Origin of the sequence: Eggerthia catenaformis OT 569 = DSM 20559 (genome assembly GCF_000340375.1) — a bacterium.
Lineage (GTDB): Bacteria > Bacillota_I > Bacilli_A > Erysipelotrichales > Coprobacillaceae > Eggerthia > Eggerthia catenaformis.
Genome location: NZ_KB446651.1, coordinates 1 through 12,516, shown reverse-complemented (window position 1 = coordinate 12,516; position 12,516 = coordinate 1). Strand labels below are relative to the sequence as shown.

Here is a 12,516-nt window from a genome sequence, read left to right as displayed (position 1 = left end):
TTCAATTCGATATATTTCTATTTTCATACAGAAACAATATCCGGTTTTATTTTTATTCTTCTGAGATCTCGAAATATAACTAAGTTATGTTTCGGGCGAAAAAATTTGTCTATATTCCTCGTATCTTTTTCCATCCCTCATTAAAGAACTCCGAAATCAAAGTTGCATTCAATTTCACTTCTTCTTTACTTTTAGAATGAACTGCTACTTCCGATAATGCATAAAAGTACGCATGGTTGATTAGATGAATTCCTCTATTAGTTATCACATTATTTACATGATCCGCTCCGTATATCATACTTAAAATTTCAAAGTGATTTTTATCTTCTTTCTCAATAATTCCGTCTAAAAAGTTGTTAAATTTTGTTCCATAAGAACCAAAGACCAGTAATTCAAATGCATCTTTATGTTCAAAGAAATATAGAACCATTTTAATAGCACCTTGTGCTTTTGATTCCAAAATCTTGGAAATAGTTTCTTTCTTTATATGATTTTCTCTTTTATAAACATCAAAACTCTCATCTTCATACATGGCATAAGAACTTTGTATCTGATTCACGATTGGCTCTACTAATTCGGTGAAAAGAGCTTCCTTATCTTCAAAATGACCATAAAAAGCACCAGTAGTTACACCCGCCGCTTTGCAGATTGCTCTTAAATTAGCTTTTTCAAATCCTTGTGTTTTAAAAATATTCTTTCCACAATCCAATATTTTTTTATGAGTTGCTTCGTAATCACCATTAGCCACGATTTACTCCTCCTTTCTCCAAATATAACTTAGTTATATTATACTACCTGCCATCTCAAATTTCAAGAACATTCTACATCAACACTTTCATCAACAATATTATCTACAAAGTGTCCGTCATGATCCAATGATGAAAAAAAGAGCAAGTGGTTTTTCTTGTCCACCTGCTCTAAATACTTTTCGTGTTCTTTTTCCTGCCAGTAGACTTTATAAATATCTTCACTGACTTTCACCTTTTGTCCTCTGACATAAAGGTAATACTCTTTTGCCATAAAGTTTCCTCCATTCTACTACAATATATTTATGGTTAATATCCCTTACAACCAGTAAGGAATTATCCATCTTGTTGCTTAGCTGTATAATGGTGGAGCAATCGGTATGTCGGCTTCCTTTCTTGGACTTAGTGTCCGCAAAAAAGACTGATAACCAGCTCCTCATTTGCAGCGTTCGTTTTATGCAGGTTGAACTGCCTTGGCACGTTCGTGTCACACCACAGTAGATAGAATAGGCAATGAGTAAAACTGGTGCTTATCCATTGCAATATTTTTTAAGGAGTGACAAATTATGAATGCAGTAGGTATTGATGTTTCTAAAGGTAAAAGTATGGTCGCAATCATGAGACCTTTTGGCGAGATTGTAGTATCACCTTTTGAAATCAAACACACATCTAGTGACATTAATTCACTAATTGAACTTATCCATTCTGTTGATGGTGAATCCCGCATTGTTATGGAACATACAGGACGCTATTACGAAGCTCTTGCGCATGAGCTTTCAGCAGCAAATCTCTTTGTTAGTGCTATTAATCCCAAACTTATTAAAGACTTTGACAATGATTCTCTTCGTAAAGTCAAGTCAGACAAAGCTGATTCTGTTAAGATTGCTCGCTATGCACTTGACAAATGGCAAAACCTAAAACAGTATAGTGTTATGGATGAATTAAGAATTCAACTTAAAACTATGAATCGTCAGTTTGGTTTTTACATGAAACACAAAACAGCTATGAAAAACAACCTTATCGGCATCCTTGATCAGACTTATCCTGGTTTGAATGCATACTTCGATAGTCCCGCCCGAAGTGACGGGAGTCAGAAATGGGTTGATTTTGCAGCAACCTACTGGCATGTAGATTGTGTTCGTAAAATGTCTCTCTATGCATTTACCTGCCATTATCAAAAATGGTGTAAACGCAAGAAGTACAACTTCAGTCAGTCAAAAGCTGAAGAAATCTACGGAAAAGCAAAGGAATTTGTTCCCGTACTTCCTAAAGATGAAATAACCAAGCTAATAATCAAACAAGCTGTAGAGCAGCTTAATAATGCATCAGCAACTGTCGAAGAGTTGCGTGCCCTAATGAACGAAACAGCTTCAAAGCTCCCGGAATATTCAATTGTTATGAATATGAAAGGTGTTGGTCCGTCTTTAGGTCCTCAACTTATGGCTGAAATTGGTGATGTGAGCAGATTTACGCACAAAGGAGCCATCACAGCATTTGCAGGTGTAGACCCCGGTGTAAATGAATCCGGCACATATGAACAGCGTAGTGTTCCCACTTCTAAAAGAGGTTCGTCTAATTTAAGAAAAACTCTTTTTCAGGTAATGGATGTACTTATTAAAACCATGCCACAAGACGATCCCGTCTATCAATTCTTAGATAAGAAACGTGCACAAGGCAAGCCTTATTATGTCTATATGACCGCTGGCGCAAACAAGTTTCTTAGGATTTATTATGGTCGAGTGAAAGAGTATCTTGCCACTCTGCCAGAGTCTAATTAGTCAAAGTTAATATCCTTCTTTAGACTGGCACTGGTTGTGATGGTCTTATTTTGGTGCCTTCTTTTTCAACCTGTATAAAATTTTCAATGTTCATTAGTTTAGCCTTGACTTTTTATTTGCAGGCTTTTTTGTCTGCTTGTTTTCAGGCAAAAAAGGAGGACTCCTGCATCTAAGCATAAGAAGTCCTCTAAAATGAAAGAAATACTTTCTTCTAAGAAATGTTTTTAATTGTTCAACGGAATATGCATAAGGATGAGATATTGTAGAATGCAATATAAGAAAAAGGGTTATTCATAATCTTATCAATCTTTATAATGCAATAAATGTTTTTTTGCATTTTCCCATCCACTCCTTATATCTTTTATAATTCACTCCTGCTAAATTCTTTTGTAATCCATCCTAATTTTCTCTAATATTCTTTTTTATCCATAATTGAAATAGATATTTTTATGGCAATCCCTATAATAACAAGTCCTACCAAGACTATTCCAATAAAAATCATTACCATTGAATACTTACTGAAAAGCTCCACCATATTCGCAAGTAAATCTGATTTTTCTTTTAAAAAAGTAGATAGAGCAAATATTGCAAAGTAGGTTATCACCATAATCAGCCTGCCCTTTTCAGCACCGTATTTTAGGATAAACGGTAGTTGAATCGCTGACATTAAAACACTTGCAACTAATGTAATCAGTGAGATACATACGATGTTATCTATCGACATCTCATTTTTAACTACAAATAGAACAAATAAACATACTGAACCAACTAACCCAAATACAAACGCAAAAAACAATTTACTTAATACAAAGCTGCTTTTTTTAATAGGCATCGAAAAGGCGAATTGTTCAAACTTCGATTTCGTATCATAGCCAAAAGCGATAGCAGTTAAAATTAACGGTATCATTGCACATATAAGTGGAATCATAAAAATCGCATTTTCATATATCCCATACACAGCGAGTGCAATACAAATAGTAATCGTCAATAGCAGCGTCTTTTTTAAAGTAGCTATATCTTTTAATATCAATGCAGTCATTACCTTTTATCTCCTTTCACAAAATAAATCATAATATCTTCGATAGACGGTTTTTGTAATGTTATTCCATCCGGAATAAGATTTCTTTTAACAAGCAGCTCTTGTCCAAATGAGTGTACCCTTCTTCCAATAATGGCTTCTTCATCAAGATTTTTAACTTCTTCATTAGATAAAGTACAGATACCATAGTTTTCCTTTAGTTCATCCTTTGTTTCCACAAAAAGAACCTTACCATCATTGATAAAAGCGATATAGTCTGCCACCTTCTCTAAATCCGATAAAATATGTGAAGAGATTAGAATTGTGTGATTTTCTTCTTGCATAAAGTCAAGAAGCAAATCTAAAATTTCCTCCCTTACAATTGGATCCAATCCACTTGTAGCTTCATCCAATATAAGAATTTCAGCATTATGAGATAAAGCTACTGCCATAGATAATTTCATTCTCATTCCACGAGAATAATTTTTAATAGTCTGTTTTTCAGATAAATTAAATTTCTTTTTTAGTTGATAGAAAAATTCTCTATCCCACTTTGAATAGACCCTTGAACAAAATTTTTCCAAATCAACAAGTGTCATCTCTTCCGGCACTAATAACTCATCGAACACAACTCCAAGTTTATCTTTCAACTCAATACTGTTAGGATTATCATAACCTAAAATTTTAATTTCTCCTGAATCTATTTTAAGCAATCCTAATAACAATTTTATTGTTGTACTTTTACCTGCTCCGTTTTGACCAATGTATCCGACGATAGTCCCTTTAGGAATAGACAAATCTATCGGCCCTAATGTAAAGCCATCAAACTTTTTAACCAAGTTTTTAATTTCAATAGCATAATTACTCATATTTCCCCTCCACATAACTCCTAAGCATCTGTACCAATTCATCATTGGATACACCTACAATTTCTGAAAGCTCAACAACCTCTTGCAGCTTTGATTCAATTCGCTTTAAATATTCTTCACGAATAAGTTCTCTATTCTGAGCCGCAACAAAATTACCTTTTCCTTGCACTGAATTAATGAAACCATCAAGTTCCAGTTCATCAAAAGCTCTTTTAGCAGTAATCATACTCACTCGAAGTTCTTTAGCTAAAAATCTAATAGATGGCAATTGCTCCCCAACCTTTAATTCTCCCGAAATAATCTGTGCCTTTATTTGATTTTTTATCTGCAAATAAATCGGATCATCACTTGAATTATTAATCTGTATATTCATCTTCCATATCCTCCGACTGTTATTTCTGTTCTATCTGTTTCTATTATGCCATAACAGTTATATAAGTTCAATATTTAAAAATCAGTAGAAGCGATCATGTTTAAAAATGATTACTTTTCTTTTGCAACTCCAAAATTTTTTTATGCTGACATTATCACTCTTATCTGGTATAATTAAATCATAGATTTTAAATTAGCTTAATGCTTGCTATCTTAATCGTTCTTTTGTAGCAAGCACAGTAAGTGTACGGACACTTACGGAAAAATTGATGAAGCAGCCCTTTGGGATCTGCTTCTTTTTTTATCAATTTTTAGCTTGTTAGGGAGAACCCTAAGACCCCGAAATACATATAAAGGAGGAATTACCTATGGCAAATAGGATACGAAATGAACGACTTGAAATTAAATTAACCGAAGAAGAAAAAGCTCTTTTTGAAGAGAAAAGGAAACTTGCAAAGTGCAGAAATATGAGTCATTTTATCCGCAAATGCGTTTTAGAAAAGGAAATATATCAAGTAGATTTAAAGCCTTTTCGAGATTTACAAGGATTACTTTCCAACGCTACAAACAACATCAATCAGATTGCAAAGCGAGTAAATTCGACAGGTGTAATCTACAAAGAGGACATAGGTGATATAAAAAAAGAGATTGAACATTTCTCAAAAGAGCTGTGGCAAATTCATTCACTACTTCTGAAGAGAACATCTGAAACGGAAGGTGAATAATAATGGCTATTACAAAAATACACCCAATAAAATCGACTCTTAATCTTGCTATCGACTACATTGTAAATGGAGATAAAACAGATGAGCAGATTTTAGTCAGCACTCATAAATGCCATCAGGAAACTGCCCATACACAATTTTTAAGGACACGAAATGATGCAGGAACAAAGGGAAATGTTCTTGCAAGGCATCTTATTCAATCCTTTTTACCGGGAGAAACTACGCCTGAAATAGCACACCAGATTGGCATGGAGCTGTGTAAAAAGATATTAAAAAATGAGTATGAATTTGTCTTATCTACTCACATAGACAAAGGACATATTCATAATCACATCATATTCAACAATGTAAATATGGTAACGGGTAGATGCTACCAGTCTAATAAGAAAAGCTATCATCAAATCCGTTATCAGAGCGACAAGCTATGCAAAGAAAACAACCTATCTGTGATTGATGAGTTCTACGAGAGCTATAAGAGAAAGTACAAAACAAAGGGTAAGTCATGGTATGAAAATGAGCAATCTAAGAAAGGTACTTCTTGGAAAAGTAAACTTCAATTTGACATTGATCGTTTGATAAAACAGTCTAAGGATTGGGAAGAATTTTTAAAGAAGATGGCTGATCTTGGCTATGAAATCAAATACGGTAAGCACATTGCTTTTAAGCCAAAAAATAAGGCAAGATTTACAAGGACTAAAACAATCGGAGAAGATTATACCGAAGAAAGATTAAAAGAACGAATTGCAAAAAGAGAGTTTATCAAGACTCCCGCCGTCAAAAAACGCATCGGCAATGTTATTGACATGAACTCCAATGCAAAGGTAAAGGAAAGCAAAGGCTACGAATATTGGGCAACCAAACATAACCTTCATACAATGGCTGAGTCTGTTATTTATATCAGAGAACATGGCATTAAATCCGTTAAACAGCTTGACGAGTATATTCAAAAAGCAGCAGATGAAAGGCAAAATATACAAGAGAAAATCAAGGCTATTGATAAGGAAATGCAGAAGCTTTCCACCACTATGGAGCAAGTTCATACCGTTAAAAAATACAGAGCGTGCTACAAGGAATATACTGCTAATCCGTCTGACAAGGCATTTTTTGAAGAATATAAAGCTCAGATTACCCTATATGAAAATGCTCTCTCAGAGCTTAAAAAATCTTATTCCAAGCTCCCAAATTCAAAGGATATTTTAGCTGAGTTTGATAAATTACAAGAAAAAAAGAATAGCCTTATGCAAGAGTATTCTTCCTCAAAATCCACTATGGACGAGCTTTATAAGATACGAAAAAATTACGGAATTTATATGGATAAGGAGATGGAGAGATAATCTTTATCTCCTTTTTTCGCAAATAAAAAAGAGTCGGTGCAGTCCCAAGACCACACCGACCATAAGTTTATCTCTCAGCTTCTTTTGATGTTTCTTTCTTTTCTTTAGGCTTTTCCTTATCTTCAGCCTGATATTTTTTGATAGCTCCAAGTACAGACTCTTTCTTTTCTTCTTGCCCTTTCATCTGTTCTTTTGCCTTTAACAGTTTTGAAGAAAGTACCCTGATGTTGGTATGTTCTTTACCGTTGTCATCAACAGAAGTTCTGATTTGTCCAAAAAGCTTAACAAAATCTCCCTGCTTAAAGTCCTTTGGAATATCACTCTTTTCTCCGTATGCAGAGCAATTATGATATACTTTATCTCCTTCATCATTTTTTGAAACAACGGAGAAATTCGCCACCTTAAAGGTTTCTCCGTTCTTATTCTCCCTTTCAACTATATCGACCTTTCCTACAATATTTCCAACGATATTGACAAGGTTATCTTTTTCTGTCTGTACATAAGGCAGGTCTTTTATCTGCCCCTGTTCTCTTAATTCTTCAATCATATAGTCAAATTCCTCATGTAGCAAATTAACGGTGTCATTGTCCATATAAGCGTCATATAGCTTGTCCAAAGCACTTTCATCATTGATGCCTTTTTCCATGCTTATAATCGCCTTTACAAAGTCCTTGTGGTTATCATTTACCATATCTTCTATTTGATTTCTCATTGCTTTGTAATCCATGTTTTTATCTCCTTTCATGGCAAAAGGGAGATTGCCCTCCCCTTATCTTAAAATTTCCTGTTCTTTTGTTTTTTGCTTTTCTTCTGTTTTACTTTCATTTTGATAGGCTCTTATCTGATCTAAAATAGACGGCTTATCCTCTGATTTTTGTGTGTTTTCTTCTTTGATATGAAAATTGTCCTCCACATCATAGGTTGACTCAAAATAATCACTGTCCTTAAAGTCATTATCATATCTATCCGGAATACCGTCATTATCGAGGTCTTTTGCAAGTGGATCATAGAAGTTTCCTTCATCATCAATATCGAGTCCCATTGCTGCTCTTAAATCTTCGGAATCAACATAAACTAAATCACTAAAAGAGGACATTTCTATTTCATTTTTCATATTCTTTAGAGCTTCTTTTTCTCTCTTATTTTCGTAATCAAAGCTCTCTGTTTTGATTGGCGTGTCATCAATATACTGAGTCCATGTCTTATCCTCTAAATTCAGTTCATACTGAATACCATGCCTTTCATCGGGTGTATTGGTATAGGCGATGCCTATATGCTTCAAATCAGGGTACAAGGTATTAAATTCATCATAGCTATGATTTTCTTCGTACTCTCTATTACAGAAGTCAATGATTGCTCTTTTTATATCTTCTATAAGCGGATTATCATTTCTCTTTTCTTCCACTTCTCCCATATCAAGGAGCTTATTCAGTTCTGCAAGTCTTAATACCTTACCTTTCAGCTCATCGGCTTTTTCAAAAGGCTTTTTTAATTCTTCTTTGGCATTTTCCAGTTGTTCCTTTGTGCTGATAAGTTTTTCTTCAAGTCTATTTAATTTCTCAGGCATTTTCTCAATGGCATTATCCAGTCTTATGATATTACCGTCTGCACTTGTGCCAAGCTCTCCTGAATGCTTTGCAGCACCATTTAAGCTGAAATTATGCTCATTGGTAAAGAAGTTATAACTGACCTCTAAATCCATATTTCTATACTTGCCTATCATCTTACTTTCATTGATTTTTACGGTCTTGATAGCTTCAAGTAGCTTTTCTCCTGCAATCTTTTTATCAAATATTCTCTCGTCTTTTATGGTAATCGAAGTAAACTTTTCCTCACCCTCTGCTTTAGGTTCTACATTTGCCATATCTTTCTTTACAGCTTCAATGAGTTTTTCCGTCCTTGCGATTTCTTCCGGATAGTTTTTTGCGACCTTATCCTCTAACCTGTAACGATTGGACTTGAAGTTTGCTTCCAGCATTTTAAGTTTTGTAACTTCATTATCCAGATCCATCTTTTCCTTGATTTTTGGATCACCTGTTGCAAGAGCCTTTATCTCAGCGTAGTTAAGGGAGCTTTCGTCCACATCTTCCGCAACACGAACGGGAGTTTTTGAAGTCATAATCTGTGAAATGAATTTCTGCTTATTTTCTATGGTCTGCCAAAGGTACGCATCAAAGGTATTCTCCGTTACATAACGATAGATATTAACCTCTTTATTTTCATTTCCCTGTCTTACAATTCTTCCTGCTCTCTGCTCTAAATCAGCAGGACGCCAAGGCACGTCCAAATCATGAAGTGCAATTAGCTTGTTTTGCACATTCGTACCTGCGCCCATTTTTTGTGTTGATCCCATGAGGATACGAATTTCTCCCTTACGCACTTTTGCAAAGAGTTCATCTTTCTGCTTGTCTGAGTTCGCTTCGTGAATAAAGGCTATTTCTTGTTTCGGAATTCCCATTGCAACAAGTTTTTCTCTAATATCATCATAGATATTAAACTCTCCATCGCCTTTCGGTGTGGACATATCGGAAAATAGAAGCTGTGTTGACCTATCATCTTTAGTCTTATCCCAAATGGCAAACACATTTTTCACGCAGACATTGACCTTGCTGTCAGGATTATCGGGTAGTAGAGGATTGATTAAACGCTGGTCTAAGGCAAGTTTCTTACCGTCATTGGTGATTTTCAGCATATTATCCTCATCAGGCTCTACCGCTTTGTTTCTGACATCATCAGCTCTTTCAGATAGGCTCTTTAGGATTTCCTTTTGTTCTTCACTTGGCAAAGTCTTAATAACTTCATAGTGTGCTTCAGGTGTTGGAAGATTGAGCATATCCGCTGTTTGAATGTCAGCCACTTCTTTAAACATACTCATTAGCTCAGGCAGATTATAAAACTTTGAAAATCTTGTCTTAACTCTATACCCCGTTCCCTCCGGAGAAAGCTCAAAAGCAGACTGCGTTTCTCCAAAAGTAGAAGCCCAAGAGTCAAAATGCTCCAAGTGATTTTTCTTTAGGTTTTCATACTGAAGATAACGCTGCATGGTATAAAGCTCTGTCATAGAGTTACTTACAGGCGTTCCTGTAGCAAAAACTATCCCTTTACCATTTGTCATTTCATCCATATATCTACACTTCATAAACATATCGGAGGACTTAAATGCTTCACTTTGACCGATACCTGCTACATTCCTCATTTTTGTGTAGAGATAGAGATTTTTGTAATTGTGTGCTTCGTCGATAAATAGCTTATCTACGCCGAGTTCTTCAAAGGTAATAACATCATCTTTCTTAAAATCATCATTTAATTTTTCAAGTCTTGTTTCAAGTTTCTTCTTGGTCTTTTCAAGCTGTTTTACTGTAAAGTTCTGATTTCTATCATGCTTATATTCCTCCACATAGTTAATGATTTCATCAATCTGATCCTGAATATGTTTCTCCTGATATTCCTTACTCATAGGAATTTTTTCAAACTGCGTATGCCCGATGACAACGGCATCATACTCTCCTGTGGCAATTTTACCGATAAATCTTTTTCTGTTTTTCGGCTCAAAATCTTTCTTATCTGCCACCATAATATTAGCTGACGGATATAGCTGCATAAACTCTCTGCCGATTTGCCCTGTCAAGTGATTCGGAACGACAAAAAGAGATTTACTGCACATTCCAAGTCTTTTACTTTCCATTGCGGAAGCTACCATTTCAAAAGTCTTACCACTTCCCACTACATGGGCAAGCAGCGTATTTCCTCCGTACAGACTTCTTGCAATAGCATTTCTTTGATGAGATCTTAAATCAATTTCTGTGGTCATTCCCTCAAAAGAAAGGTTACTTCCGTCATATTCTCTGTTACGGATGGAGTTAAAACGCTCATTATATAGCTTTACAAGCCTGTTTCTTCTTTCCTGATCACTAAATATCCAATTCTTAAATTCTTCTTTTAGAAGCTCCTGCTTCTGTCCTGCAAGAAGCGTTTCTTTTTTATTTAGCACAGAAGTTTTTGAGCCGTCCGAATTTACAATCTGGTCAAATACCTTTGTTTCTTTTAAATTTAGGGCATCTTCAATCAGCTTATAGGCATTTACCCTTGATGTACCGTAGGTCATTTCAGCAAGGTCATTTCCTCTGTCCTTGCTTTTTCCCTCAATATTCCATTCGCTTGTGAGATTTGAAAATTTAACCTTAATATCCCATCTTGCCCAGCCCGGAGTTTTCAGTGTTTCAAAGATAAACTTTTCAATATCTTTTATCGGTATCCAAGTTGCTCCAAGACGAACATTTATCTCACTTGCTTCAAGCTCCTTTGGTAAAACTTTGGTAAGCTCTGCCTTTTGGTATTCCAATCGGTTCATCTCATAGCTTATCAGTTCTTTTTCTTTGCCATCTTCCGCATATCCAAGATGAGGTAGTTCTCTTTCTGTTTGTCTAATTTTTGATAGATAACTGTCAACAATCGCAATCTTATCTCTGATATTTCCTGATAGGTACTCGTCTTTTGTTACATAACCATATTTATATGAATTGCTGCCATTTGCACAGGCAAAAGGTAAATCCCCATCTTCGAGGTTAAAGGATAACGGTCTATAAAAGTTTTGTTCTTCTCTAATATTTAAGTAGATTTCTCCCCTTAATTCTTCTATCAACGTTGGTCTGTCTTTTCCTGTAAGACTTCCCATATAGTCAAAGTCCACATAACCTTTTTCAGACATAGATAGCACAAGAGCTTCAAGAGAAGTATCTACATGGTCGATTATCTTTGCCTTTGTGATGGTTCTCTTACTGAAAATATCGCCCTTTGCCTTAAAATTTTCTTCTTCATCAAGGATTTCTATGGAGGAAACAAGTGGGAAATTGCTATCCTCTTTTAAGGCTCTGGTATTGCTTAAATTATTTATAAAGCCATGCTTCTTTGAAAAGTTGTCATAGACTTCATTGAGCTTTTCTTGAGCTTTCTTTACCTCATCATCGGAATAGTCCTCTTTCTGCTTGTAGATAACATCTTTAAGGGCAGTATTCAGTTCAAGATAGTCCTTAATCTTTTCCTTATTTTTCTCCGTTACTTCTTTCTTTACGAAAAGTGAGTTTTCTCTGTAATAGACTTCACCATCAATAACGGTATAGGAAAAGTTTTTGACATCATCCGTTGCAGGAACTGAAGTAATTTCATCATCTAAAAGCTCTATTTCTTCATAAGTTGATCCTTTGGATATTTCTTCACTTGCTTTTGTCAGAAGCTCTTTTAAGTCGGCATTTTCTTTCGGCAGGCACGCAAGTGTGTTTCCAAATCTTCCTGAAACTTCACGCATTGTGCCGAGTACCTGTTCAGGATGATCGACAAAGTATTTATTATATACAAACCCCTTTTCATCTTCAGCAAGGTGAATCCAGTCCTCATCCCTTTCTCTGATACTGTCCCTTTTCTTTAGGAAGATAATATCTGAAGTTACTTCTGTTCCGGCCACACCCTTAAAGGTGTCGTTCGGAAGTCTGATTGCCCCTAAAAACTCGGCTCTTGCTGCAAGATACCTTCTTACGCTTTCATCTTTTTTATCCATTGTTCCACTTGATGTGATAAAGGCGATAATGCCGCCGTTACGAACCTTATCAATGGACTTAGCAAAGAAATAGTCGTGGATAAGGAAGTTGTTTTTGTTATACTCCCTGTCATTTACCTT

At 35.4% G+C, this 12,516-nt stretch carries 10 protein-coding genes; 3 read left to right on the top strand and 7 right to left on the bottom strand.

Annotated features, from left to right (window positions below; all coding sequences use genetic code 11):
• Window positions 1-109 precede the first annotated feature (109 nt).
• Window positions 110-748, bottom strand: a complete 639-nt coding sequence (locus HMPREF9943_RS09270; protein WP_004804327.1) for a TetR/AcrR family transcriptional regulator — start codon at window positions 746-748, stop codon at window positions 110-112.
• A gap of 62 nt (window positions 749-810) precedes the next feature.
• The gene (locus HMPREF9943_RS09265; protein WP_004804325.1) at window positions 811-1,020 is read right to left on the bottom strand and encodes a hypothetical protein; all 210 of its coding nucleotides are present in this window, start codon (window positions 1,018-1,020) and stop codon (window positions 811-813) included.
• 292 nt (window positions 1,021-1,312) lie between these two features.
• Here HMPREF9943_RS09265 and HMPREF9943_RS09260 point away from each other — a divergent pair, with 292 nt between their 5' ends.
• On the top strand, window positions 1,313-2,524 hold the full coding sequence (locus HMPREF9943_RS09260; RefSeq protein WP_004804324.1) for an IS110 family RNA-guided transposase: 1,212 nt from the start codon (window positions 1,313-1,315) through the stop codon (window positions 2,522-2,524).
• 409 nt (window positions 2,525-2,933) lie between these two features.
• Here HMPREF9943_RS09260 and HMPREF9943_RS09255 read toward each other — a convergent pair whose 3' ends face one another.
• The 3 genes from HMPREF9943_RS09255 to HMPREF9943_RS09245 are packed head-to-tail and all read right to left on the bottom strand — an operon-like array spanning window position 2,934 to window position 4,784.
• Entirely contained in the window at window positions 2,934-3,563 is a 630-nt protein-coding gene (locus tag HMPREF9943_RS09255) for an ABC-2 transporter permease (RefSeq protein ID WP_004804321.1), read from the bottom strand.
• Window positions 3,563-4,411, bottom strand: a complete 849-nt coding sequence (locus HMPREF9943_RS09250) for an ABC transporter ATP-binding protein (RefSeq protein ID WP_004804320.1) — start codon at window positions 4,409-4,411, stop codon at window positions 3,563-3,565. The genes HMPREF9943_RS09255 and HMPREF9943_RS09250 overlap by 1 nt, the downstream gene beginning before the upstream one ends.
• A complete protein-coding gene (locus HMPREF9943_RS09245) occupies window positions 4,404-4,784 on the bottom strand; it encodes a GntR family transcriptional regulator (RefSeq protein WP_004804317.1) in 381 nt (126 codons plus the stop codon). The genes HMPREF9943_RS09250 and HMPREF9943_RS09245 overlap by 8 nt, the downstream gene beginning before the upstream one ends.
• Before the next feature lie 367 nt (window positions 4,785-5,151).
• Here HMPREF9943_RS09245 and HMPREF9943_RS09240 point away from each other — a divergent pair, with 367 nt between their 5' ends.
• Both HMPREF9943_RS09240 and HMPREF9943_RS09235 read left to right on the top strand, forming a co-directional pair.
• Entirely contained in the window at window positions 5,152-5,508 is a 357-nt protein-coding gene (locus tag HMPREF9943_RS09240) for a plasmid mobilization protein (RefSeq protein WP_004804315.1), read from the top strand.
• A 2-nt stretch (window positions 5,509-5,510) separates the two neighbouring features.
• Complete coding sequence (locus HMPREF9943_RS09235; RefSeq protein ID WP_004802606.1) at window positions 5,511-6,842, top strand: relaxase/mobilization nuclease domain-containing protein; 1,332 nt, start codon at window positions 5,511-5,513, stop codon at window positions 6,840-6,842.
• Between the two features lie 67 nt (window positions 6,843-6,909).
• Here the strand turns inward: HMPREF9943_RS09235 and HMPREF9943_RS09230 are convergent, their stop codons facing one another.
• Together HMPREF9943_RS09230 and HMPREF9943_RS09225 are read right to left on the bottom strand one after the other, a co-directional pair.
• Complete coding sequence (locus HMPREF9943_RS09230; protein WP_004832508.1) at window positions 6,910-7,587, bottom strand: hypothetical protein; 678 nt, start codon at window positions 7,585-7,587, stop codon at window positions 6,910-6,912.
• Between the two features lie 24 nt (window positions 7,588-7,611).
• The coding region (locus HMPREF9943_RS09225; RefSeq protein WP_004802602.1) for a helicase-related protein at window positions 7,612-12,516 on the bottom strand (4,905 nt) is incomplete at its 5' end.

Excerpts from the sequence above, each read along its gene's own strand:
- HMPREF9943_RS09265 (WP_004804325.1), bottom strand. The coding sequence starts at position 1,020 with ATGGCAAAAGAGTATTACCTTTATGTCAGAGGACAAAAGGTGAAAGTC.
- HMPREF9943_RS09260 (WP_004804324.1), top strand. The coding sequence starts at position 1,313 with ATGAATGCAGTAGGTATTGATGTTTCTAAAGGTAAAAGTATGGTCGCA.
- HMPREF9943_RS09255 (WP_004804321.1), bottom strand. The coding sequence starts at position 3,563 with ATGACTGCATTGATATTAAAAGATATAGCTACTTTAAAAAAGACGCTG.
- HMPREF9943_RS09250 (WP_004804320.1), bottom strand. The coding sequence starts at position 4,411 with ATGAGTAATTATGCTATTGAAATTAAAAACTTGGTTAAAAAGTTTGAT.
- HMPREF9943_RS09245 (WP_004804317.1), bottom strand. The coding sequence starts at position 4,784 with ATGAATATACAGATTAATAATTCAAGTGATGATCCGATTTATTTGCAG.
- HMPREF9943_RS09240 (WP_004804315.1), top strand. The coding sequence starts at position 5,152 with ATGGCAAATAGGATACGAAATGAACGACTTGAAATTAAATTAACCGAA.
- HMPREF9943_RS09235 (WP_004802606.1), top strand. The coding sequence starts at position 5,511 with ATGGCTATTACAAAAATACACCCAATAAAATCGACTCTTAATCTTGCT.
- HMPREF9943_RS09230 (WP_004832508.1), bottom strand. The coding sequence starts at position 7,587 with ATGAAAGGAGATAAAAACATGGATTACAAAGCAATGAGAAATCAAATA.